Annotated in this window: 19 protein-coding genes, 1 rRNA gene and 1 other RNA gene; 14 read left to right on the top strand and 7 right to left on the bottom strand. The window is 40.3% G+C overall.

Translation table 11 applies throughout. The annotated features are described in order from the left end of the window. The first annotated feature begins 26 nt into the window (after window positions 1–26). Window positions 27–141: ribosomal RNA gene (gene rrf / locus FXN70_RS10950) — 5S ribosomal RNA — on the top strand. Between the two features lie 415 nt (window positions 142–556). On the opposite strand, the gene FXN70_RS10940 is transcribed toward rrf, so the two are convergent. After that, a complete protein-coding gene (locus FXN70_RS10940) occupies window positions 557–3886 on the bottom strand; it encodes a DEAD/DEAH box helicase (RefSeq protein ID WP_324647498.1) in 3330 nt (1109 codons plus the stop codon). A gap of 110 nt (window positions 3887–3996) precedes the next feature. On the opposite strand from FXN70_RS10940, the gene FXN70_RS10935 reads away from it, so the two are divergent. After that, window positions 3997–4305 (top strand): ankyrin repeat domain-containing protein, encoded by a 309-nt coding sequence (locus tag FXN70_RS10935; RefSeq protein ID WP_324647502.1) that lies wholly within the window; start codon window positions 3997–3999, stop codon window positions 4303–4305. Window positions 4306–4348: 43 nt separating this feature from the next. Here FXN70_RS10935 and FXN70_RS10930 read toward each other — a convergent pair whose 3' ends face one another. After that, the gene (locus FXN70_RS10930) at window positions 4349–4891 is read right to left on the bottom strand and encodes a lytic transglycosylase domain-containing protein (RefSeq protein ID WP_324647501.1); all 543 of its coding nucleotides are present in this window, start codon (window positions 4889–4891) and stop codon (window positions 4349–4351) included. Window positions 4892–5141: 250 nt separating this feature from the next. On the opposite strand from FXN70_RS10930, the gene FXN70_RS10925 reads away from it, so the two are divergent. The 7 genes from FXN70_RS10925 to hisC all read left to right on the top strand — a co-directional run bounded on the left by FXN70_RS10925 (window position 5142) and on the right by hisC (window position 12200). After that, window positions 5142–6596: an RNA polymerase factor sigma-54 gene (locus FXN70_RS10925; protein ID WP_324647497.1), complete on the top strand. Its 1455-nt coding sequence runs from the start codon at window positions 5142–5144 to the stop codon at window positions 6594–6596. Between the two features lie 142 nt (window positions 6597–6738). Then, window positions 6739–7077, top strand: coding sequence for a ribosome hibernation-promoting factor, HPF/YfiA family (gene hpf / locus FXN70_RS10920; RefSeq protein ID WP_324647496.1), 339 nt, complete (start codon window positions 6739–6741; stop codon window positions 7075–7077). Window positions 7078–7219: 142 nt separating this feature from the next. After that, complete coding sequence (gene ibaG / locus FXN70_RS10915) at window positions 7220–7471, top strand: BolA family iron metabolism protein IbaG (protein ID WP_324647495.1); 252 nt, start codon at window positions 7220–7222, stop codon at window positions 7469–7471. A 7-nt stretch (window positions 7472–7478) separates the two neighbouring features. Further along, a complete protein-coding gene (murA, locus tag FXN70_RS10910; RefSeq protein WP_324647494.1) occupies window positions 7479–8738 on the top strand; it encodes a UDP-N-acetylglucosamine 1-carboxyvinyltransferase in 1260 nt (419 codons plus the stop codon). A 3-nt stretch (window positions 8739–8741) separates the two neighbouring features. Continuing rightward, entirely contained in the window at window positions 8742–9434 is a 693-nt protein-coding gene (gene hisG / locus FXN70_RS10905) for an ATP phosphoribosyltransferase (RefSeq protein ID WP_324647493.1), read from the top strand. A gap of 138 nt (window positions 9435–9572) precedes the next feature. Further along, window positions 9573–10874 (top strand): histidinol dehydrogenase, encoded by a 1302-nt coding sequence (hisD, locus tag FXN70_RS10900; RefSeq protein WP_324647492.1) that lies wholly within the window; start codon window positions 9573–9575, stop codon window positions 10872–10874. A gap of 243 nt (window positions 10875–11117) precedes the next feature. Beyond that, the gene (gene hisC, locus FXN70_RS10895; RefSeq protein WP_324647491.1) at window positions 11118–12200 is read left to right on the top strand and encodes a histidinol-phosphate transaminase; all 1083 of its coding nucleotides are present in this window, start codon (window positions 11118–11120) and stop codon (window positions 12198–12200) included. Window positions 12201–12272: 72 nt separating this feature from the next. Here hisC and FXN70_RS10890 read toward each other — a convergent pair whose 3' ends face one another. Both FXN70_RS10890 and FXN70_RS10885 read right to left on the bottom strand, forming a co-directional pair. Continuing rightward, window positions 12273–12395 (bottom strand): preprotein translocase subunit YajC, encoded by a 123-nt coding sequence (locus tag FXN70_RS10890; RefSeq protein ID WP_324647490.1) that lies wholly within the window; start codon window positions 12393–12395, stop codon window positions 12273–12275. Window positions 12396–12456: 61 nt separating this feature from the next. After that, entirely contained in the window at window positions 12457–15288 is a 2832-nt protein-coding gene (locus FXN70_RS10885; RefSeq protein WP_324647489.1) for a ribonucleoside-diphosphate reductase subunit alpha, read from the bottom strand. 579 nt (window positions 15289–15867) lie between these two features. On the opposite strand from FXN70_RS10885, the gene bfmR reads away from it, so the two are divergent. Next, entirely contained in the window at window positions 15868–16584 is a 717-nt protein-coding gene (bfmR, locus tag FXN70_RS10880; RefSeq protein WP_324647488.1) for a response regulator transcription factor BfmR, read from the top strand. A gap of 39 nt (window positions 16585–16623) precedes the next feature. Continuing rightward, complete coding sequence (gene bfmS, locus FXN70_RS10875; RefSeq protein WP_324647487.1) at window positions 16624–18273, top strand: sensor histidine kinase BfmS; 1650 nt, start codon at window positions 16624–16626, stop codon at window positions 18271–18273. Window positions 18274–18600: 327 nt separating this feature from the next. Here the strand turns inward: bfmS and ssrA are convergent. After that, window positions 18601–18959, bottom strand: a transfer-messenger RNA (tmRNA) gene (gene ssrA / locus FXN70_RS10870). A gap of 129 nt (window positions 18960–19088) precedes the next feature. Here ssrA and glpK point away from each other — a divergent pair. Then, the gene (gene glpK / locus FXN70_RS10865) at window positions 19089–20573 is read left to right on the top strand and encodes a glycerol kinase GlpK (protein ID WP_324647486.1); all 1485 of its coding nucleotides are present in this window, start codon (window positions 19089–19091) and stop codon (window positions 20571–20573) included. A gap of 177 nt (window positions 20574–20750) precedes the next feature. On the opposite strand, the gene lgt is transcribed toward glpK, so the two are convergent. Then, a complete protein-coding gene (gene lgt, locus FXN70_RS10860; protein ID WP_324647485.1) occupies window positions 20751–21563 on the bottom strand; it encodes a prolipoprotein diacylglyceryl transferase in 813 nt (270 codons plus the stop codon). Window positions 21564–21651: 88 nt separating this feature from the next. Here lgt and FXN70_RS10855 point away from each other — a divergent pair, with 88 nt between their 5' ends. Both FXN70_RS10855 and FXN70_RS10850 read left to right on the top strand, forming a co-directional pair. Then, on the top strand, window positions 21652–22437 hold the full coding sequence (locus FXN70_RS10855) for an NRDE family protein (protein ID WP_324647484.1): 786 nt from the start codon (window positions 21652–21654) through the stop codon (window positions 22435–22437). A 65-nt stretch (window positions 22438–22502) separates the two neighbouring features. Next, complete coding sequence (locus FXN70_RS10850; protein ID WP_324647483.1) at window positions 22503–23384, top strand: permease; 882 nt, start codon at window positions 22503–22505, stop codon at window positions 23382–23384. 104 nt (window positions 23385–23488) lie between these two features. Here the strand turns inward: FXN70_RS10850 and rdgB are convergent, their stop codons facing one another. Beyond that, complete coding sequence (gene rdgB, locus FXN70_RS10845; RefSeq protein ID WP_324647482.1) at window positions 23489–24112, bottom strand: RdgB/HAM1 family non-canonical purine NTP pyrophosphatase; 624 nt, start codon at window positions 24110–24112, stop codon at window positions 23489–23491. Window positions 24113–24165: the final 53 nt, after the last annotated feature.

Genomic DNA, 24165 nt, shown 5'->3' with positions numbered 1-24165 from the left:
ACCAAACGAGTAAGCATACAAGTTGTGCTGGCGACAATAGCAAGAGTGAACCACCTGATCCCTTCCCGAACTCAGAAGTGAAACCTCTTAGCGCTGATGGTAGTGTGGGGTTACCCATGTGAGAGTAAGTCATCGCCAGCTCATTATTCGAAACACCCCCAACAACAGTTGGGGGTGTTTTTTTGTGGGGGATAAAATGTTAGGTAGTATTTCAAAAGGTATGCTGAAAGAAAAACAGGTAAGAATTTGATACTATAGAGAAATGCTAATCACTCTACAAATCAAATGTCCTACTTGCCTGAGCGACAGTATAAAGACAAATGGGACAAAATTACCACTGTAAAATATGGCATCGAATCAAGCGAAGCTGCAATTTATCCTAAAAGCTTGAGAATCATTTTAAAATCTTTGATTTAGTGTTCTTTTATATCAACAATGGCATTCGTTGAATGCCAACATACTTTTTGAAACACCACAGTTTAAAATTTATCTGATAATTACTCACCTATAGGTAATTGTCAGATTAAATCTATATTTTTAAAAATTATTCAACTTCTCAGAACTCCTCAAACAATTTCATTAAATCATTCTCGGTAATTTTCACTTGACCTTCATGGTCAGTGCTTAGAATTGAAGTAGCAAGTTGTGCTTTACTTTTTTGCAAGGCTAAAATCTTTTCTTCAATACTTTGATTAGTAATGAGTTTATATACAAACACAGGTTTATCCTGTCCAATTCGCCATGCGCGGTCAGATGCTTGGTCTTCTGCAGCAGGGTTCCACCATGGGTCATAATGAATCACTGTATCGGCAGCGGTTAAGTTCAATCCAACCCCACCTGCTTTTAGGCTAATTAAAAATACAGGCACTTGACCTTCTTGAAAAGCTTGAATCACTTCATCACGTTTTTTTGTTTGACCTGTCAGTTTTACATGATGAATATTCTCAGCATTTAAGCCATTTTCAATTAGCTGTAGCATACTGGTAAATTGAGAGAAAATGAGAATTTTTCTACCTTCTTCAACCATCGATGTGACCATTTCTAATAAATGATCTAGCTTGGCCGACTTGGCTTGTGATGTTTTAATCGTATCAAGTTTTAATAAACTTGGATGACAACAGACTTGGCGTAGTTTAAGCAATGCATCTAGAATTTGGATTTGACTACGTTTGAAACCTTTTTCGGCAATAATTTGGCGAATATTGGTTTGCATGGTGGCACGAACGGCTTCATATAATTTTGATTGCTGCTCATTCATGTCAATATTGACTTCAATGGTGGTTTTTGCAGGCAATTCTTTGGCGACTTCGGTTTTGAGTCGACGTAGAATAAACGGTTTAATTCGACCGACTAGTTTTTCACGTGCAGGCTGATCACCATGCTTTTCAATTGGATGACGATAATTTTTGTTAAATTTTTCTTGGGTTGATAAAAAGCCCGGCATTAAAAAATAAAACAATGACCATAATTCACCCAAATGATTTTCCATGGGTGTACCTGTTAAACACAGGCGATGTTTGGCCTGAATTTGTCGTGCTACTTGGGCTGCCTTGGCATTTGGATTTTTAATAATTTGTGCTTCATCTAAAATAAGTTGATGAAATTGATATTGTAATAATTGTTGTTCATCTCGTGCTAATAATGGATAGGTGCTGAGCACAACATCATAATCTTGAAGATGATTGAAATGTTGATGGCGATTACTTCCTTGTAAAATTAATACTTTTAAATCAGGGGTAAATTTTGCAGCTTCTTTAAACCAATTATGCATCAATGAGGTGGGCGCAATAATCAGCGCAGGCATTTTTTCTAAATGTCCTGCCTGTTTTTCCATGAGTAAATGGGCGAGGGTTTGTGCAGTTTTGCCCAAGCCCATATCATCCGCCAAAATACCACCATGATCGGTTTGGCGTAAAAACTGAAGCCAGCCCAAACCTTGCTGTTGGTAGCTTCTCAGTTCACCCTGAAAGTTTTTAGGCGTTGGAATTTGTTGTTGATAGCTTTGTTTTAATTGCGCTACAAAATTTTTCAGCCGATCATTGGTTTGCCAAGGCATGCCTAGATGATGTTGGAGTTCAATCAGTTGAACTGCATCATAACGATCAATATTGGCATCATCTTGCTGTAAAATGCTACCTAGATGACGCAAAATGGGTTTAATATCTTTAACATTGAGTACTAAATCTGGCTGATCTTTGCCAATTTTAATGGTAAAAAAGCCTGCATCGTCTAAGTCATTAATCGCTTCAGGTTCAACAATATAAGGATGGCGCTGTACTAAACTGGCCAACATTTCGATTAAATCGTAGCGGTTACCTTGACTGTCTTCAATCGTCGCACCGACTTTAAACCAATCTTGTTGATATTCTGATTCATTCAAAGAAAGTTGAATATTTTGCGCTTGTTGTAAGTCAAATGGGCTGTCTGCTAAATGTTCAACTTGCCAACCGAGTTGTTCGATTTGGTTGTTTGGAATTAAATGCTGAATCCAATCGGTATCTTTGGCACAAACATAAGCTTGGTGTTGTGCAGTAACCGAAGCTAAGGACGGTAATTGATTTAACCATTGCAGTGATGCAATCAGTTGTTGTAGTTGTAAAATCTGCTGTTCTTCTACAAGTACATCACGATGTTGGCAAACGCTTTTTCCTAATTTTTTGCCATAGAAAAAAGTGTGTTCAGCACGGGCAGGTGTCGTTCCACCTTCATATTCAAAATAAATTTCAGCTAAACCAAGCCCTAACTCTCGGGTTGCAATACCTAATGCCGAAGAAACAGCGCCACCAAAACGTAAAATCGGTTTGGGTTGCCCATAAAGTTGGGTTAAGTTTTTGACACTTTCAGCTTTGGGTAAACTTTTGGTCAGTTGATATTTTTCAAAGGTCTGATTAACCTTGAGCATCACATCTTTTGGAATTTCAGGCATATTTAAAATTTGATGAATAAATTCGCCTGGATACTGTTGTTCTAAAGCATGCACGGTACTATTTTTAACGTTAATGACGACAATTGGCTTGCTGTAAATAATTTTAAAATCTTGTGATTCGGCGGTGAGCGTTGCTTTGGTGGCATTGGGTAAAATGAGATCAATCACCAATTTTTCATACAATGTTTTTGGATTTTCTTCCCATTGTAAATCGAGCTGATACACTTCGGTTGACCATGCTAACGGAGCACTTTTATAGTTATGCCAATAACAGTCGCCTGATGCAATCAGCTGTTGTAGTAGCTCAAGCGGTAACTGTGTGAGCGTGAGTTCGGGGCGATAAAGGCTGTTCTTTTGCTGAATCTGTGAATGATAATATAAGCGTTGGAATAACTGTCGTTCTGATTGAGGAATTTGAAGTCGATGCTGTGCGATATTATCAAACATGGTATAGGTTTTTGCATCGCGTAATTCGCCTGAACGTAGACGGCGAACTTTCAGTACATCGCCAGTTAAGACCTGTTTTTGTTGTAAGACGTAAATAAATTGCCGTGCCTGCTCAAGCTGCTCGGCAGAGTTTGGTTCCATATTGTCTAAAGTACTTTGGACTTGATTTAGCCAAAACTGGACTTTGGCTGGATTTGCTTCTGCTTTATTGATGTTAATATGTGCATCTTTACTTAAGTGCTTGGTATAAAACCACTGTGCGAGTGCTGCGCTATGTTTACAGTTATGACCAACAGGGCAGCTACAATCGGTTTCAATAATTTTTTGTTTTTTTGTGCTGTAATAAATATAACTGTCGTAATGATCGGTGCCTGAAATTTGGGCATAGACTTCAATTTCATCGCCCGTTTGATTCATTTCTAGTGTACTTGAATCAATCTTTTTCAGATAACTTGTGCTACGTTGCAAAGTCGTGGCTGAAAAGCGGGAAAGAAACTGAACAAGAGAAAGCATGTAGTTTTACAAGTCATAAAAACTTTTATTATAAGCCGATCAGCCGTTAAAATGTGAAAAATACGCATAGCATTTGCTGTAAGCTTGTTATTTTGATAAGGCCAATCATGATGAAAATTAATTCTTTTTCTGCACTCCCTGAAGATGATGAACTGCATTTACCTGAATTGGTGTATTGGGCATCACTTGGAGATATCACACAAATTCAACAGTTGCTGTCCGCAGGTGTAGATCCGAATCAAACCGATGAAGAAGGTTATAGTGCTTTACAAGCAGCAGCTGAAAATAACTATTTAGATGTGGTAAAAATGCTGATTCAGCAAGGTGCTGATGTTCACTATAAAGCCGAATATAGCGCATTACAGCTTGCCGAAATGGCAGAAAATTTAGACATTGTGGCATATTTAAAATCACTTTAAGGCAGAATTGCCCAAGTGTTTGCTTGGGCAAAATTGCGTTACTTTATAGCGCAGCTTTTAAGTCTTTTTCGTGTTGTTTGACTTGGCGTGCATATTTCTTGGCTTTATGCCGTGTCCAAAAGCTCGACTCATAGCCCGTTGGCCCAACATTATAATAAGCGGTGGCTTTGAACCAACTGCCCGCACTGGCATGATAGCGATTCAAAATATAAGCCCCACAACGAATATTGGCTGCTTCATCAAATAGATTTCCACCACACTGCGTTTGCCAATAACTTGGAATCACTTGTGTTAATCCGATTGCGCCTGTACCTGACTGCGCTGCGGGATTGTAATTAGATTCTTGGCGAATTAATGCAGCAAGTAATAAGGGCGGTACTTGATATTGATCGGCGCTTTGAATAATCATTGGAGACAATTGCATGGCTTTAGTTGGCGACACCCGATAAGCTGTTTGTAAACCTGATGAAAGCTTCACGGAACGCGATGCAACTGAGCCATTATTTGGGCCAAGCGTCGTGCAACCTACAAAAGTTGCGGTTAAGGCTATAAGGCTGCATAAATGAAGGCACTGCTTTTTTGTTATTGGATTTGACAAGTGTATTCTCGAACATAGTTAGATGATTCTTATGTTAATTTTGTTCAAATTATAGGGTCAAGTCGAGGTAACCTTTTTACATCAATTTATAAAATAGGCGAGAAGCAATTTTTATGTGTGGTGGGCGACTTTATTGCTATTCTAGATAATTGATAGCATTGGTATGTTTTTAAGTAACGATATGCTATAAAAGATTTTAACGGCATAGAAATTGCTTTGGTACAGTTAGGATAGTGTCATGAAGTTATCAGTTGGATTAAAACTTTCTAATTCATTGTCTCTGACACCTCAACTTCAACAAGCGATTCGATTACTGCAACTTTCGAGCTTAGAGTTAGAACAAGAAATTCAAATTCAATTAGAAAGTAATCCTTTATTAGAAAAAGTTGAAGAATTGAGCAGTACTGCGGAGCATTTAGTAACGGCAGATAGTGAACAAGATAAAGCAGATTTAACCAATCAATTGAATGCGGACTATTTGCCTGATGACCTTCCTGTCGATACCGATTGGAATGATATTTATACGCATCAGTCAACGTCTATGGCAACCTCAGATTTTGAAGAACGCGAAGATAATCGCCAAGTCAGTTCAAGTTTAAAAGAGCATATGCTTGGGCAAATTAACTTACTGCATTTTTCTCAAGTTGATAAATTGATTGCCTATTGCATTGTCGATGCGTTAGATGAAAAAGGCTTCTTAGATGCGGAAGTTGCTGAAATTACCGCATCGGTTCAATATTTATTAGCCGAAATTGAATTGGATAATGACGTTGAAGATGATGAAGTCATTGCAGTTTTAAAATATTTACAACGCTTAGAACCTGTTGGGGTTGGCTCTCGTAATTTAGCTGAATGTTTACAGGTTCAACTTGAAAGTTTACCAAATACAACCGCTTATAAAAATGAAGCCTTAAAGTTGTTGGCCTTTTATCCATTATTAGTGGCCAATGACTTAAATAAACTCATGAAACAAACAGGCTTAAATGCAGAGCAACTTAAAGTGGCAATTGGTTTAATGAAAACCTTAAAGCCTTATCCTGGGAGTGAATTTGCATCATCAGATGCAGAATATCAAATTCCAGATGTTGTTGTAATGAAAAAGGCAGATCATTGGCAAGTCCAGTTAAATCCAGACATTGTGCCAAAGCTGCGAATTAATTCATTTTATTCGGGAATGATTCGCCGTGCCGACCAAAGTGCCGATAATCAATATTTAAGAAATCAGATGCTAGACGCAAAGAATTTTATTAAAAGTATTGATGAACGTCATAAAACTTTATTAAAAGTTGCCAGTTGTATTGTCACACATCAAAAAGCATTTTTAGAGCAAGGCCCTGAAGCAATGCGTCCTTTGGTGCTGCGTGATGTCGCAGAAGAAGTTGAGTTACATGAATCGACTGTTTCACGGGTGACCACCAACAAGTATATTTTAACACCGCGTGGTTTATTCGAATTAAAGTACTTCTTTTCCAGTCATGTGGGTACAACCTCAGGTGGTGAATGTTCTTCTACGGCCATTCGTGCCATGATTAAAAAGTTGATAGCTGCGGAAAACCCACGCAAGCCATTGTCTGATAACACAATTGCCAATTTATTAAAAGATGAGGGGATTGATGTTGCACGGAGAACGGTGGCCAAATATCGTGAGTCGTTACATATTCCATCATCTTCTGACAGAAAAGTATTGATTTGATCGGCTAAATTTGATAATTCTAGAGTGTGATTATGACAATCATATGAATTTTTAAGTGGAATATAACTCTATGATTAAATAATGTTTTTTAAAATTTATTTGGTTGTGGAGTGGCTGTTCCCCGAGCAAGAGGGATAGAATTATGCAATTGGTAATTCGTGGACATCATTTAAGCATTACACCTGCAATTGAAGAAAGTATTCGGTTGAAATTCAGTCAGATGGTTAAGCATCTTGACCAAGTCAATAGTATACAGGTGAAACTCTCTAAAGATCATCAGATTGATAAACGTTCTCATAAAGGCAGTGCCAATCATATTGCCGAAGCCATTATTCGGCTGCCAGGTGTAGAGTTTTTTGCGCAGGCCAGTGCTGATGATATGTATACTTCCATTACAAAATTAGTTGAAAAAATAAAAAAACAGTTGGTCAAGCATCGAGGTATACAAGGTTTACATTCTGTGCTGCCTATGCAGATTTAATCTGTTGATGTATTTTATAAAAGAGGTCAAAAAGACCTCTTTTTTTATTCTCTAGTTTGCTTGATATTATCAATTCTGTTTTTGATCTAGATATAGTAAAATAGACGGTTTTTAACGTAGGTCGTAGACGAGGTCTTTTGCAATGAATAGCGAACAACTCACTGAAATTTTAAAAGCGGCTTTTCCTGACGCAGATGTTGCGGTGAGTGGACAAGCAGGCAAATTTGACCTACGTATTGTGGATGATCAGTTTTTAGAAAAACGTCCTGTTGCACGTCAACAGGCAGTATATGCTCCTTTAAATGATTATATTGCCAGTGGTGCTGTACATGCTGTTACCATTCGTGCAATGACCAAAGAAGAATGGCGCAAAGCAAGTTTATTCGGAGCTTAAAAGTTAAATGGATAAGTTTTTAATTCAAGGTGGCAACAAACTTGAAGGTGAAGTTCGCATTTCAGGTGCAAAGAATGCCGCTTTACCTTTACTTGCAGCGATGATTCTTGCTGAAACACCAATGACGTTACGCAATGTGCCGAACTTAAAAGATGTGAACACATTAGTGAAACTTATTGGTGGTTTAGGCGTGACGATTAGCTATGCAGGCGATACTGTTATTTCAGATGCTTCAACTTTAGACAATCAATTTGCGCCGTATGAACTTGTGAAAACTATGCGTGCTTCAATTTTGGTTTTGGGACCATTGTTGGCACGTTATGGCGAAGCTAAAGTGTCATTGCCAGGTGGTTGTGCAATTGGTTCACGTCCTGTCGATCAACACTTAAAAGCACTCGAAGCTTTAGGTGCACAAATTGAAGTTGAAAATGGCTATGTGCATGCCAAAGTTGATGGCCGCTTAAAAGGTGGTGAAGTGATTTTTGATATGGTCACCGTTGGTGGTACCGAAAATATCTTAATTGCGGCGACTTTAGCAGAAGGTGTTACCACCATTCGTAATGCGGCACGTGAGCCTGAAATTACTGATTTAGCACAAATGCTAATTAAAATGGGCGCTAAAATTGAAGGATTAGACACCGATACTTTGATCGTCACTGGCGTGGAAAAACTGCACGGCTGTGAATATGCTGTTGTGGCAGATCGTATCGAAACAGGTTCATATTTGGCTGCTGCTGCAATGACAGGCGGACGTGTTAAAACGACACATACCGACCCTGCATTGTTAGAGTGTGTACTTGAAAAATTTGAAGAAATGGGCGCAGAAGTGACCCGTGGTGACGATTGGATTGAATTAGACATGATGGGAAAACGTCCGAAAGCGGTGAGCTTCCGTACTTTGCCACACCCTGACTTCCCAACCGATATGCAAGCACAATTAATGGCGGTCAATGCAATTGGTCGTGGTTTTGCAACCATTTCAGAAACAATTTTTGAAAACCGCTTTATGCATGTGCCTGAATTGTCTCGCATGGGTGCCAATATTCAAGTTGAAGGTAACGATGCTGTGGTAACAGGTGTTGACAAGCTTTCCGCTGCCCCTGTTATGGCAACTGATTTACGTGCATCTTTTTCTTTGGTCTTGGCTGCATTAGCTGCCGAAGGGGAAACCTTGGTTGATCGGATTTATCATATCGACCGTGGTTATGAAGATATTGAGGCGAAATTACAAAGCATTGGTGCGCAAATTAAGCGAGTAAGTGAGTAAACCATGAATACGTTCAGAAACGATGATCCAAATTTTGATGTGATGGGCGATTTTGATCATGGTTTGACTTTGGCGCTGAGTAAAGGTCGTATTTTAAAAGAAACACTGCCTTTGCTTGAAACAGCAGGCATTAATTTACTTGAAGATCCTGATAAATCACGTAAATTGATTTTTCCAACCACGCATAAACAAGTACGTATTTTAATTTTACGTGCCTCTGATGTGCCAACTTATGTTGAGAATGGTGCAGCTGATATTGGCGTGGCAGGTAAAGATGTGTTGATGGAACATGGTGCGCAGAATGTCTATGAACCTCTGGATTTAAAAATTGCCAATTGCCGTTTAATGACAGCAGGTAAAGTTGGTATGGTGCGCCCTAAAGGTCGTTTAAAAATTGCCACCAAATATGTCAATTTAACCCGTCAATACTATGCAAGCTTAGGTGAGCAAGTTGATGTAATTAAGCTGTATGGTTCGATGGAGCTTGCGCCATTGGTCGGTCTAGGTGACTACATTGTAGATGTGGTTGATACAGGTAATACGCTGCGTGCCAATGGTTTAGAGCCATTGGAAGAAATTTGCCAAGTCTCTTCACGTTTAATTGTGAATAAGGCCAGTTTTAAGCGTAAACATGCCTTGCTCAATCCAATTTTGGCACAGCTTGAACAAGCCGTGAATGCTCGACAAGTTAAATAAGCAATTGTTGTAAAAAAACCGCCAACTTTGGCGGTTTTTTCTATTGAATTGAACGTCTTTTTCATTGTTTTTTTCGTGCAGATCTTGCCCACAACAGTATTGAAACCATGTACACTAAAGGCTCTTTGTTTATACCTTGTGGGTAAATTGATGCGCCGTTTATCGACCCAAGATCAAGATTTTCAACACGCCTTTACTGAGCTTTTGGCTTTTGAAACTGTGAATGATCCCGAACTGATTAAAACTGTAGACCAAATTATTGCAGATGTCCGCCAACATGGCGATGCACATGTGCTGAAACTGACCCAACAGTTTGATCGACATCCCGCGCATCAATTTTCAGAACTAGAATTATCACAAGCTGCATTGAAAACTGCCTTTGAAGGTTTAGATTCAGAGGTACGTACTGCATTAGAGCTTTCTGCACAGCGGATTCGTACGTTTCACGAAGCGCAAAAGCAAGAGGGCTGGACCTATGTGGATGATTTGGGCAATACCCTTGGGCAAAAAGTCACACCTTTAGACCGAGTGGGCATTTATGTTCCCGGTGGTCTAGCATCTTATCCATCTTCAGTATTGATGAATGCAATTCCTGCCCATGTAGCGGGTGTAGCTGAAATTATTATGGTTGTGCCTGCACCGAATGGCGAATTAAATTCATTGGTGCTTGCCGCTGCGTATTTGGCAGGGGTACATCGGGTATTTACCATTGGTGGCGCACAGGCGGTTGCAGCATTGGCCTATGGAACAGAAACTATTCCACGTGTAGATAAAATCACAGGGCCGGGCAACCGTTTTGTTGCTGCGGCTAAACGTGCCGTGTTTGGTCAAGTTGGCATTGACATGATTGCAGGGCCATCGGAAATTTTGGTCTATACCGAAGGACAGAATAATCCGGAATGGATTGCGATGGATGTGTTGTCACAAGCCGAGCATGACACGGTTGCACAAGCAATTTTAATTACGCCAGATGAAGCATTTTTAAATGAGGTCAGTGATGCGATTGAAGCACATTTGGCAAATTTGCCAAAAGCTGAAATTGCCCGTACTTCAATTGCCAATCGTGGTGCATTGGTTTTAGTCAAAGACCGTGCTGAGGCAGTTGAGCTGATTAATCAAGTTGCACCTGAACATTTAGAACTATGTTTGGATGATACAGAAGCTATGAGTCAAGACATTCGCCATGCAGGGGCAATTTTTATGGGGCGTTTTACCCCTGAAGCGATTGGTGATTATTGCGCAGGGCCAAACCATGTATTACCAACGTCAGGTACCGCACGGTTTTCATCACCACTTGGTGTGTATGATTTCCAAAAGCGTTCAAGCTTAATTATGTGCAGCCAACAAGGTGTGCAAACCTTGGCAAAAACAGCCGATATTTTGGCGCAGCAAGAAAACTTAGATGCACACGCACGATCAGCACGTTACCGTTATTTATAAACGCTTTCTAACCCTCTTTTTTAGGAGAGGGTTATTTAAAGAGCGCATTATAAATTTCTCCTAGAACAAAGCAGCTACATGAAAATCTTGGCTGAATCCTTTTCTAAAATGGAAGGAAGTTGAATATTCTAGTTTTAGCCTATCTTAGGATAGGAACGTGTGGGATAAAAATGAGACTGGTCTTGAATCCGCCGAAATAAAAAAGCGAGTATTTAAGGCTCAAGGAAAGATTGAGAAATAAATATGAACAAAATTAAATCTGAGCAAATGCGTTTTTGGAGTCCTACTGTACGCGATCTTGAACCGTACACACCGGGCGAACAACCGAAAATTGAAAATTTATTAAAGTTAAATACCAATGAAAATCCGTATCCGCCATCACCCAAAGTCGTTGCAGCGGTGCAAGCGGTGTTGGCCAAGAGTGCTGATGTTTTGCGTTTATATCCTGACCCTGACGCGTCCCAGTTAAAACAAGCCATTGCGACACAGCAAGGCGTTGCCGTTGATTCTGTATTTGTTGGTAATGGTTCAGATGAAGTTTTGGCACATATTTTTAAAGCATTTTTCTTGCAAGAAAAACCAATTTTAACACCTGATATTTCATATAGCTTTTATCCTGTTTATAGCCAGTTTTTTGAAGTGAAAACGCAGGAAATTGCCTTAAATGAGAAATTTGAAATTGATGTGCAAGATTATGCGGTTGAAAATGGTGGGGTGATTATTGCCAATCCGAATGCACCGACCAGTATCGCTTTATCATTAGATAAAATTGAGCAACTGTTACAATTGAACCCGAATCGAGTGGTGGTGATTGACGAAGCTTATGTTGATTTTGGTGCAGCGTCGGCAGTGAGTTTGGTTGCAGCGTATGAAAACTTGGTGGTGTGCCAAACCACGTCAAAATCGCGTTCATTGGCAGGCTTGCGTGTCGGTTATGCCATTGCTCAGCCGCACTTAATTGCCGCACTTGAAGCGGTTAAAAATAGTTTTAATTCGTATCCGATAGACCGTTTTGCCATTGCCGCAGCGGTGGCTTCTTTTGAAGATCAAGCTTATTTTGTCGAGCATTGCCAAAAAGTAATCGATTGTCGTGAGCAATTGGTGACAGCTTTAACAAAGCTCGGTTTTGAGGTTTTACCTTCAAAAGCCAATTTTATTTTTGCAAAACATACAATCCGCGATGCAGCAGAATTAGCACACTTGTTACGTGAGCAGGGCATTATTGTGCGTTACTTTAATAAACCAAGAATTGATCAACATTTACGAATTACAGTGGGAACACAGGAACAGAATCAGCGTTTGGTAGACACCTTAAAGCAAATTTAAATGGCTGAATAGCACCTATAAAAAGCCGTAGATTGAGATTCAATTTACGGCTTTTTTCATTTAAGTATGCTTTTATTTACGTTGTTCTTTGCGTAATTTATAGATTAAATATGCAATTGGTAAGCACATAAAAGCAGAGGTCGCAACATAGGCAATTAAACCTAAAGTATAGTTTGCGGATAAATGTTCAAACACGTGTTTTGACCTCTTAAATGAAAAGAAGATTGCTAAACGAATTTAGCAATCTTGTGAAAAATTATTGACAAGCTTCGCAATCAGGATTGTCGATTGAGCACGCTTGTGGCACTGGTGCTGCTTGGCTAAATCCATCTTCTTCTGCCACAACTTCGGCTTTTTTCTCAGCCACAACAGGAGTGGCAGCAACAGCAGCAACCGTTGTTGGTTTTACTGCATTTAAAGCACCCGTGTTAATGGTTGATTTCTCTGCAGAAGTTGCACCTAAAGCCCGGAGGTAATAGGTGGTTTTTAAGCCACGTAACCAAGCCATTTTGTAGGTAATATCAAGCTTCTTACCATTTGCGCCTGCAATATACAAGTTTAACGATTGTGCTTGGTCAATCCATTTTTGACGACGCGATGCTGCATCGACAATCCAGCGTGGGTCGACTTCAAATGCGGTTGCAAACAAGGCTTTTAAGTCATCTGGAATGCGGGCAATTTTTTGAACAGAACCTTCAAAGTGTTTTAGGTCGTTAACCATTACGGTATCCCATAAGCCACGCGCTTTTAATGCACGTACAAGGTATGGGTTAATCACCGTAAATTCACCAGACAAGTTTGACTTCACGTACAAGTTTTGGAAGGTTGGTTCAATCGATTGTGACACGCCACAAATGTTTGAGATGGTTGCTGTTGGTGCAATCGCCATGACATTTGAGTTACGCATACCATCTTTTTGAACTTTGCTACGTAAAGTATCCCAGTCAAGGCGTTGTGTACGGTCAACTTCAAACATGCGTTCAGGACGTGATTTTGCAACAATTTCTAAAGAGTCGATTGGAAGAATCCCTTGATCCCATAATGAACCTTTAAAGGTTGAATATGCACCACGTTCAACGGCTAAGTCGCTTGATGTTTGGATCGCAAAGTAGCTGATCACTTCCATAGACTCATCAGCAAATTCAACTGCTTGGTCTGAACCGTATGCTAAGCCTAATTCGTATAGAGCATCTTGGAAGCCCATGATTCCCATCCCGACAGGACGATGTTTCATGTTTGAATTTTTTGCTTGTGGCACAGCGTAATAGTTGATGTCGATCACGTTGTCGAGCATACGTACAGCAGTTTTTACTGTTGTTGCTAATTTTTCACGATCAAGCTGACCATTGCTGATGTGCTGTACAAGGTTGATTGAACCTAAGTTACATACTGCAATTTCATCTGCACTGGTATTAAGTGTAATTTCGGTACATAAGTTTGACGAATGCACCACACCTACGTGTTGTTGCGGTGAACGTAAGTTACATACGTCTTTGAATGTAATCCACGGATGACCTGTTTCGAACAACATTGACAACATTTTGCGCCATAAGTCTTTTGCACGAATCTTCTTGTGCAACAAGTTCTGTTCTTTGGCAATGTTCTCATAATGTGCATAGCGTTCAGCAAATTCAGAACCTGTTAAGTCATGCAAGTCTGGAACGTCAGAAGGCGTAAACAATGTCCATTCAGCATCTTCAAACACACGTTGCATGAACAAGTCAGGTACCCAGTTCGCCGTGTTCATGTCATGCGTACGACGACGGTCATCACCTGTGTTTTTACGCAGTTCTAAGAATTCTTCGATGTCTAAGTGCCAAGTTTCTAAGTAAGCACACACAGCACCTTTACGTTTACCACCTTGGTTGACGGCAACAGCAGTATCGTTGGCAACTTTAAGGAACGGTACAACCCCTTGTGATTTACCGTTAGTACCTTTGATATATGAGTTCAAGGCACGTACAGGTGTCCAGTCATTCCCTAAACCACCTGCCCATTTAGACAGCATTGCGTTATCACGAATTGCGCCATAAATGTTGTAAAGGTCATCGGCGATGGTGGTTAAGTAGCAGCTTGAAAGCTGTGGACGTAACGTACCTGCGTTAAATAACGTTGGCGTAGAAGCCATATAGTCAAAGCTTGACAATAAGTTATAGAACTCAATTGCACGCGCTTCACGGTTTTCTTCATTCAGCGCCAAGCCCATTGACACACGCATAAAGAATAATTGTGGCAATTCAAAACGAATACCATCTTTATGAATGAAGTAACGGTCAAATAAAGTTTGTAGACCTAAATAGGTAAACTGATTTGAACGCTCAGGTTGAATCGCTGCTGAAAGTTGAGCAAGATCGAAGCTTAATAATTGAGGATCAAGTAACTCTAGCTCAGCACCTTTTTTCAGGTAGGCTTCTAATGCATCGCTTTCACGTGTATCGGTTGCTAAACCTAAAAATGCTAAACCTGTGCTCACCAGTTCATTACATAATAAACGAGCAGTGACATATGAATAGTTTGGTTCTTGTTCAATGCGAGTACGCGTTGCCATCATCATGGTGGTGGCAATATCGCTTGCTTTGACGCCGTTATATAAGTTTTTAACGGTTTCGTCCACAATTGCTTGAACACTAATACCTTCCAAACCTTCTGCTGCGGTACTAATGGTGGCCGTTAACTCGCTTAAATCAAGCGGTTGTAATTGACCATTTACATCGGTAATTTGCAAGGTTGGATGGTGATTAGCATTTAATTGTTGGCGTGCAGTGCTACGCTGCTCGCGGTAAATAACGTAAGCACGTGCAACTTTTTGCTCGCCTGTACGCATTAACGCAAGTTCTACCTGATCTTGAATTTCTTCGATATGAATTGTACCGCCAGAAGGAAGGCGACGGCTAAAGGTGTTAAACACCATTTCGGTCAATTGTGCGATTCGGTCGTGAATACGGCTAGAATCTGCGCTCTGCTGACCTTCTACAGCTAAAAATGCTTTGCCAATTGCAACAGAAATTTTTTCAGCATCAAAAGGGGCAACATCACCTGTGCGTTTGATCACTTGCAGTTGACCAGGTGTTGATGAGATTACGCTCATATTAGCTTAGCTCCAATGTCATCATTGTAATGTTTATAGACCATTTGAATCGGACGGAAACGCCCTCGATGTTTGAGGAATAAACACAAGACTTAGTGGTTTAGATTGAATTTAGGCACAAGATACGGTAAAAAACGTCGAAGATCAATATTGACTTTTTTATAAATTTTCAGACTTGTTCAAGAAAAGAAAACCTGAGGTTTTAATCTAAAAACGTAGGCTGCTGATTTCTTGTGACATAGCATAACAAAGCCGATCTAAAAAACGTATAGATAACTATGTGGATAAATAAAATAGCGATGGAACTGGTTACAAAATGAGTCGCTCTCTGATAAACGGTGATGACTGTGCAAAGTCGTTTTAAGGAAGGGCTAAGGTGACTTGGTTCTAAGCAAAAATTAAAAAGACTAAACTTTTCAATACCTAACAAAAATATTACAAAATGCACAGGTCGTGTATCAGTTTGGTGAACATGCTCTTGTTTACAATGTAAACATGTGTATATTGCAAGAATAAATTCAAGATCTATTTGATGAATTAGCGGCCTAAACATAGGCATACATATTTAAGGGGCAGTATATGAGCCAAGAAGAAAAGTTACCCAAAATTCTGATTGTCGAAGATGACGAGCGTTTGGCACGTCTGACTCAAGAATATCTAATTCGTAATGGATTAGAAGTTGGGGTTGAACCCGATGGTAATCGTGCAATTCGCCGTATTATTAGTGAACAACCTGATTTGGTGGTGCTTGATGTGATGTTACCCGGTGCAGATGGTTTAACCGTTTGCCGTGAAGTGCGTCCACATTATCATCAACCTATTTTAATGCTTACGGCTCGTACTGAAGACATGGATCAGGTGCTTGGGCTTGAAATGGGGGCAGACGACTATGTTGCTAAGCCTGTACAACCTCGCGTGTTGCTGGCTCGTATTCGTGCGCTGTTACGCCGTACTGACAAAACTGTAGATGACGAAGTTGCACAGCGTATTGAATTTGACGACTTAGTTATTGATAACGGTGGTCGTTCAGTCACACTACATGGCGAACTGGTTGATTTTACCAGTGCAGAATATGACTTGTTATGGTTGCTTGCATCAAATGCAGGACGTATTTTGTCGCGTGAAGATATTTTTGAGCGCTTACGTGGTATTGAATATGACGGACAAGACCGTTCTATTGATGTACGTATCTCGCGTATTCGTCCAAAAATTGGCGATGATCCTGAAAATCCAAAACGTATTAAAACCGTGCGTAGTAAAGGATATTTATTTGTAAAAGAGACCAACGGTCTTTAATGCTTACATAATCATAGCAATCCTAAAGGGTGAGTTTCGGTGTTTAAGCACAGTATATTTTTGCGTATTTATGCAGGCGTAGTAATTTTAGTCGCCTTAGTTGCCGTATTTTGTTACCTGTTGGTGCAAATTATTAACTATCAGCGTGCGCAAGAATATCGTGAATCTTTAACCAATGGGATTGCTTATGTTATGAGCCAAGGGGTAGAGCGGCAGCAAACACTTCAACAAAAGCAAGACTGGATTTCAGATGCAGCAGATTTGTTGGAGTTGCCGCTATATTTAGTTGAACGCTCTAAAATGGATTTATCTCGTTCTGAGCAAAAAAGAATTGATAGTCAGCAAGCGGTGGTGCGTTATGATGCGCAAACCATGATTGCAACCTTATTGATTGGTTTACCACACGATTCTAAACATTATCTCTTTATTAAAGTTAATAAAATTGGCGAACGGCAAATGAAAGCCTTGCCCATTTTTATTTTGGATTATCTGATTTATTATCCAGGGCAAGAAAAACAATATTTAGATAAAATTCGTCCTTATTTTTCTTACCCCATTCAAATTGAGCCAATGCTGAGCTTAGGTTTAGACTCTGAACAAATTGGACGTTTACGCCAAGACCAAAGTATTTTGCTGTATCGCGACAGCGCTACCATGCGCGGCACGACCATTTCAATTGTGTCACCGATGCCGAACAATCCAAGCCAAGTTTTATTGATTGGCCCAGTACCGATGTTTAATTGGATGCCATTTCAACTGGCGGCAGGTATTACGCTATTAAGTTTATTTTTATTAAGCCTTGGTGTGTACGGTCTCATTTTGCCAATGCAGCGCAAGACTAAGCAAGTGATTAGCGCTTTAGATAAAATGAAAACAGGCGATTTGTCACTGCGTTTGCTTGTAGATGGGCATGATGAAATGGCAAGTTTGTCGTCTAGCTATAATGATATGGCCAGTCATATTCAACGTTTGATTGAAGCGCAGCGTGAACTCATGCGAGCCGTATCACATGAACTGCGAACACCTGTCGCGCGGATTCGCTTTGGTATGGAGATGCTGGCCGATGAAGACGATTACGAATTCCGTAAAAGCCAATTAGAAATGATTGATAAAGATATTGAAGCACTCAATACTTTGATTGATGAAATCATGACGTACGCCAAACTTGAGCAGGGCACACCATCATTAGATTTTGAGCGGATACAGATCGCTGATGTTTTACAACAAGTGGCAACTGAAACGGAAGCGTTAAAAACTCAAAAAACGATTGTTGTTGCTAATATTGATGCTGCTGTAGTTGCTGATGCTGAGCGCCGTTATTTGCACCGCGTGGTGCAAAATTTAGTGGGCAATGCTGTACGCTATTGTAATGAACGTGTGCAAATGAGTGGTGGCATTTTAGAAAATGGCCAAGCCTATATTTGTGTAGAAGACGATGGTGCGGGTATTCCCGAAGAAGATCGACAACGTGTTTTTGAAGCCTTTGCACGATTAGATGATAGTCGTACGCGTGCTTCGGGTGGCTACGGTTTAGGTTTATCAATCGTGAGTCGTATTGCTTTTTGGTTTGGCGGAAAAATTCAGGTTGACCAAAGCCCACAGTTGGGTGGTGCAAGATTTACCATGATATGGCCTGCTAAGCGGTTTAATCCTGCAAAACAGAAGCGTAAAGAAAAAGAAGAAAGTTAAGTTAATTGTTATAGAAAGCAGCATATATGAAATGTTGGGATTTAATGATTTAAAAAAGTAATTTGTCTATTTATGTGCTTGGCACAGCTTTTAGATTCGCTAAAGTCGTATCCGCTATTGGACGCTTTTTAATTTGGCTTCTTTTCATTTTCTTGTATCACAGCGGTTTCAATTATTTTCAAAGGATACACGTAGGGATACACGGCAAGCAATACTATATACAGTTATGTTTCGTTATATACAGGCAAGAAAAAAGGCTTAATCCCTTTAGAATCAAGCCTTTTGGTCTTATATATCGTTATGTAACGGCATATAAATTTAATGATTTGGTGGAGATGGCGGGAGTTGAACCCGCGTCCGCCAGCACTACACTCAAGAATACTACATGCTTAGATATCGTCTACTAGTTTAACCTCTTGTGACCCGACGAACAGGGTACAAGACGCGATCCTTTAAGTTTGGTATAAAGCCCCAAGGCTTGACTTTATACGGACTTGTGTGCGTGCGCTTCGGTCGGACTCTCTAACCACAAGTATTTAGAGAGGCGGACAAGCTGCCCTTAGGCAGCTAGAGCGTAAGTTTCGTCGTTTGCGACTAAAAAATGCAAATTTGATTTACGAGAGAAAATGCGCTCTCGACATGCATCTATAAGCTTCATTACCAGCGTCGAAGCCAATAACATCCCCAGATATTTCCATCATAACACAACTATTGAAAAAAACTGTGTATTTTTAAAACACTCTGTGCTCGAAAATATATTTCTGTGGGTGTTTGAGTTAATATTTTTGCTGTCTAATTCAATCAATGCCAAATTTATGCGTTACTTACTTGCGCTAGATCAGGGAACGACCTCTAGCCGTGCCATTATTTTTGATGAACATGGCAAAATTTATGCAACCGCACAACGTGAAACTCAAATAAAAACACCACAGTCGGGGTGGGTCGAGCAAGATGCCAATGAAATTTGGGCAACACAAATGGCTGTTGTACAACAAGCCTTTGCTTCTGCCCATTTGCTTGCCAAAGATATTTTTGCTTTAGGCCTTACTAACCAACGTGAAACTACTGTGGTTTGGGACAAGCGTACAGGTCAGCCTTTAGCACCTGCATTGGTTTGGCAAGATCGGCGTGCTGCATCATGGTGTAACCAACTGATTCAGCAAGGCTATTCCAATAAAATTCAGCAAAAAACAGGGCTGCGAATAGACCCTTATTTTAGTGCTGGGAAATTAGTCTGGTTACTTGAAAATATTCAAGGCTTAAGAACACTTGCCGAGCAAGGTCACGCGGCATTTGGCACAATTGACTGTTGGTTGGTTTGGAATTTAACTCAAGGTAGTGAGCATGTAATTGAAGCCAGTAATGCTTCGCGCACTATGCTAATGAATCTACAAAGCCAGCAGTGGGATACCGAATTACTCGACTTATTCAATATTCCACATCAGGTTTTACCTAAAATTATTCGTTCAGATGAATATATTGCAGATACTGCTTCAGGTTTACTTGGCAGTACCATTGCAATTGCAGGGATTTTGGGTGATCAACAAGCCGCGTTATTTGGCCAAGGTTGTTTTGATGTTGGTAGTGCAAAGAATACCTATGGTACGGGGTGTTTTATGCTTTTTAACACGGGGGATGAGTTGCAACTTAGTCAGAATCAGTTGTTAACGACACTTGCTTGGCAAGCGCAAAATCAAACCCGATACGCACTTGAAGGCAGTGTGTTTATGGCAGGTGCGATTGTGCAATGGTTACGTGATGGCTTAGGTATCATTCAACATAGTCAAGATGTTGAAACACTCGCCAATCAAGTGAGTGATACCGATGGCGTAGTTTTAGTCCCTGCTTTTACAGGTTTGGGTGCACCTTATTGGGATAGCGATGCACGTGCTTTGTTGTGTGGCATATCGCGTGGTACAAACAAGGCACATATTGCGCGTGCAGCTTTAGAAGCAATTGCTTTTCAGGTCGCCGATGTTTTAAGTGCTATGCAATCTGATGTATCGCAACCTCTAACCCAATTACGTGTTGATGGTGGTGCAAGCCGTAACGATATGCTTATGCAATTCCAAGCAGATATTTTGAATGTTCCCGTACTTCGTCCGAAAATGCATGAGTCGACAGCATGGGGTGCTGCGGCGATGGCAGGCTTAAAAATGGGGGCTTTCGAGCATTTAGATGAAATTGCAGCGACTTGGCAGTTAGACCGTGCTTTTGAACCGAGTATGTCAGTAGATCGGCGCGAGCAGCATTTAAATAAATGGCATCGTGCATTGGTACGTGCGCGGTCTGACTTATAAATTTAAACGAGGGTAAGTGTCAAAGCTGTTGGCTATTTTTCATTTTAAATTCAATTTTAAAACAGGTGCGTTTATTTAGGCTTGAACCATAACGATAACGCAGATTTAAAACACAAATAAAAAATGCCCCTCAAAATATAGAGGGGCAGCATTAAAATATTCAGTTCTTATATCGTTTTATTTTTGAACGGCCCAATCATAAATTTTACGTTGGTAGGCAATTGCGAAAAGCAAAGCACCGACTAGAATCATCGGGAACGAGAGCATTTGGCCTTTGGTGACCCAACCCAACAAAATAAAGCCTTGGTCGGCATCGGGTTCGCGGAAAAACTCGACAATAAAGCGTGCTAAACCATAGCCAATTAAAAATAATGCCGAGACCGCCATACGTGGGCGAGGCTTACTACTAAACCACCACAGCACAATAAATAAGCATAGGCCTTCGCATAACGCTTGGTAAATTTGTGAAGGATGACGTACCAAATGCAGTGGATCAGTTGGGAAAATCATTCCAAATGGGTAGCTCGGGTCAGTTACAGGGCGGCCATAAAGTTCACCGCCAATAAAGTTCCCAATTCGTCCAAACATTAAGCCTGTTGGTACACATGGTGCAATAAAATCCAAAGTTTGAAACCATGTTTTTTGATACTTTCGACACCACAGTAACATTGCAGCCATAACGCCCAAAAAGCCGCCATGAAAGCTCATGCCACCTGTCCAGACTTGGAATAGCCAAATCGGATGGGCTAAGAATTGATCGAATTCATAAAATAAGACATAACCAACCCGCCCGCCAATAACAACGCCGAGTGCGCCGTAAAAAATTAAATCAGACACCATGTCGGCAGTCCAATCCGTACGTTGTTTGGCTCTATAATTGGCTAGGCCCCAAGCGCATAAAAAAGCCAAGAGATACATTAATCCATACCAATGAACCTTGAGCGGGCCAAGGCTAACGGCAATTGGATCGATATGTGGATAGGTCAGCATTCTGCTTCCTTCGATTCAGATTTGGCATAATTTTATCCGAATCTTTAGAAAAATGTTGTACATTCAATGTGTAAAGATAGGAGACAACATGTGTATTGTCGCAATTGTATGGCAAGTCATTGAAAATATGCCGCTGTGTCTAATTTCAAATCGAGATGAATTTTATCAGCGCCCAAGCCAAGCACTGCACGTTTGGCCAAACTCTGAAATTATTGCAGGGCAAGATGTGCAGGCAGGTGGAACATGGTTAGGGTTGACGCAATCAGGTCGTTGGGCAGTGATTACCAATCATCGCGATGGGCACGATACGCGTCAATTTGAAGCTTCGCGTGGGCAGATCATCACTAAGTTTTTAAATAGCGAATTGCCTCCGATTCGTTTTGCAAAACAGTTGGAAGCGCTACAACAGCAATTTTCGGGTTTTCATATCTTAATAGGAACACGACAACAAGCGGTCTATATGAGTAATCGTGGTGAAGCACCGCAGGTTTTGGCAAATGGGGTATACGTACTTTCAAATACTCAAATGGGTGACTTTTGGCAGAAAACGCAACATTTAAGAACGCGTTTTTGCCAAGAATTATTACCACACTTAACGCAAAAAATGTTCAATGAAACTGAGCTTGAAGCAATGGTTTGGGATATTCTGCAAGATCAACGTCAGGTTAACCCCAAAGATTTACCAAATACAGGCATTGCAAGTGAACTTGAGCATGTATTGTCTTCAAGCTTTATTCAAAGTCCATATTATGGAACGCGGAGTTCGAATTTTTTACGAATTTATCAAAATAATGCGCTGTGGTATGAGAAGTTGCAGCCGTTAGGACAACAAATTATACGGCTGAATGTTCCACTCCAAGCAGAAACAAATTAAAATTTAAGTTTTCTTTTAATACAATAATTTAAAATAATAGAAATAGAATAAGCAGGGAAAAAATCGTGACCTTATTATTGCCATTACTGGCATTCATTTCGGGATGGGGATTGGCATCAACGCCATATATTGGTCATTTTCGCCGCTTTTTCTCAAGTATTTTGGCGCGATTTTTTATTCCATTTGTCATCGTTTATAACATGGTCTACTACCAAGCTGGCAGTCTTGCCCTCATGGCATTTAGCTTTTGTTCGGCACTTTTGGTATATGGCTATTTTGTCTATGTCTTTAAAGATCGTCTATTGGCACTTTGCGCCAGTTATGTCAATTTGGCATGGCTCGGTTTTCCATTTGCCTTGGCCATTTTTGGGCATGAAATTAGCTCGGCAATGATTGCTTTATATGTGGGTGGTTCGATTTTTGGTAATGTTTGCTCTGTAACGGCTGTGAGTAAAGCACCGCAATCGTTTGGTGTTATTTTAAAAAAAGTATTAAAGTCTCCCCCTGTGATTGCTCTCATTATTGCTGCGCTATGTCGTCTAATTCATTTGCAGGATGTACCTGAACCGAATTGGATATTACAGCTCTATCAATTTGCCAAACTGGGCATGATTTTTACTGGCATGAGCGTACTTGGGATGTGGTTGAAGCATACCCAAATTTTAAAACAAGATTTAATCCATAGTTTAAAGGTCATGCTGCCCAAGTTGGTTTTGGGGGCGATTATTTGTAGTCTGACGTATTACTTTATCGCAACACCGACCATGCAAAATTATATTGGTTTGATGTTCTTTTTATTTTGTTTACCTCCAGCCGCGAATATCGTGGCGATAGAAACACATTATCAAGGAACAGGTGAATCTGCGCGGTATATTGCAGCAGGAACGGTTGTGAGCATTTTTATGATCGCAATTTTTGCAGTCATTTGGCATTTTATTGCCAGATAGATTTCAGCTCTCCCTCATTCTAACGTTCTCCATAAAGGAAAGGTGAGAGTGAGGGGAGGAATCACTTAATTTTAAAAATGTGATCGAACTTAAGCGTGCAAAGATCAGTCTAAGCTTTGACGGAACAATTGCATGGCTTGCCCACGATGGCTGATCTGGTTTTTTTCTGCTTTAGATAATTCAGCACTACTTTTGCCAAGTTCGGGTAACCAAAATAGCGGATCATAGCCAAAGCCATTTTCACCACGGCTTTCTGCCAAAATTTCGCCATGCCAAATGCCTTGGAAGATTTGTGGTAATGGATCATCTGCATGTTCAACCAAAGCTAATACACACACGAACATGCCTTGAATGGCTTTATTTTCTTGGCGAAAAAGCAATAAATCTTTCAATAGTTTTTCATTGTTTGCAGCATCGTTGCCATGTTCACCTGCATAACGTGCTGAATAAATACCAGGTGCGCCGCCTAATATCGGCACACATAAGCCAGAATCATCTGCCATAGCAGGTTTTCCTGAAATTTTGGCCGCATGGCGCGCTTTAAGAATGGCATTTTCAACAAAGCTCAGGCCATCTTCAATTGCATCTTCAATATTGAGTTGTCCTTGTGGAATGACGCTTACAGGCAGTTTGAGTTCTTCAAATAATCGCTCAAATTCAGCCAGTTTACCTTTGTTATTGCTGGCAAGTACTAGGTTTTTGTGTTTTAACCACGTTGTGTTAGACATTTAATACAACTCAAAAAATGAAGAATAAACAGAATTATGCACAAACTGGTGCA

The organism is Acinetobacter sp. MD2, assembly GCF_035615575.1.
GTDB lineage: Bacteria > Pseudomonadota > Gammaproteobacteria > Pseudomonadales > Moraxellaceae > Acinetobacter.
The sequence above is the reverse complement of the archived record's forward strand: the minus strand, read 5'-3'. Positions and strand labels throughout refer to the sequence as shown.

Bases quoted from the DNA above. Each gene is read 5' to 3' on its own strand.
- murA (WP_324647494.1), top strand. From the start codon at position 7,479: ATGGATAAGTTTTTAATTCAAGGTGGCAACAAACTTGAAGGTGAAGTT.
- hpf (WP_324647496.1), top strand. From the start codon at position 6,739: ATGCAATTGGTAATTCGTGGACATCATTTAAGCATTACACCTGCAATT.
- hisG (WP_324647493.1), top strand. From the start codon at position 8,742: ATGAATACGTTCAGAAACGATGATCCAAATTTTGATGTGATGGGCGAT.
- FXN70_RS10885 (WP_324647489.1), bottom strand. From the start codon at position 15,288: ATGAGCGTAATCTCATCAACACCTGGTCAACTGCAAGTGATCAAACGC.
- FXN70_RS10925 (WP_324647497.1), top strand. From the start codon at position 5,142: ATGAAGTTATCAGTTGGATTAAAACTTTCTAATTCATTGTCTCTGACA.
- rdgB (WP_324647482.1), bottom strand. From the start codon at position 24,112: ATGTCTAACACAACGTGGTTAAAACACAAAAACCTAGTACTTGCCAGC.
- hisC (WP_324647491.1), top strand. From the start codon at position 11,118: ATGAACAAAATTAAATCTGAGCAAATGCGTTTTTGGAGTCCTACTGTA.
- bfmR (WP_324647488.1), top strand. From the start codon at position 15,868: ATGAGCCAAGAAGAAAAGTTACCCAAAATTCTGATTGTCGAAGATGAC.
- FXN70_RS10935 (WP_324647502.1), top strand. From the start codon at position 3,997: ATGAAAATTAATTCTTTTTCTGCACTCCCTGAAGATGATGAACTGCAT.
- FXN70_RS10855 (WP_324647484.1), top strand. From the start codon at position 21,652: ATGTGTATTGTCGCAATTGTATGGCAAGTCATTGAAAATATGCCGCTG.
- lgt (WP_324647485.1), bottom strand. From the start codon at position 21,563: ATGCTGACCTATCCACATATCGATCCAATTGCCGTTAGCCTTGGCCCG.
- ibaG (WP_324647495.1), top strand. From the start codon at position 7,220: ATGAATAGCGAACAACTCACTGAAATTTTAAAAGCGGCTTTTCCTGAC.
- glpK (WP_324647486.1), top strand. From the start codon at position 19,089: ATGCGTTACTTACTTGCGCTAGATCAGGGAACGACCTCTAGCCGTGCC.
- FXN70_RS10940 (WP_324647498.1), bottom strand. From the start codon at position 3,886: ATGCTTTCTCTTGTTCAGTTTCTTTCCCGCTTTTCAGCCACGACTTTG.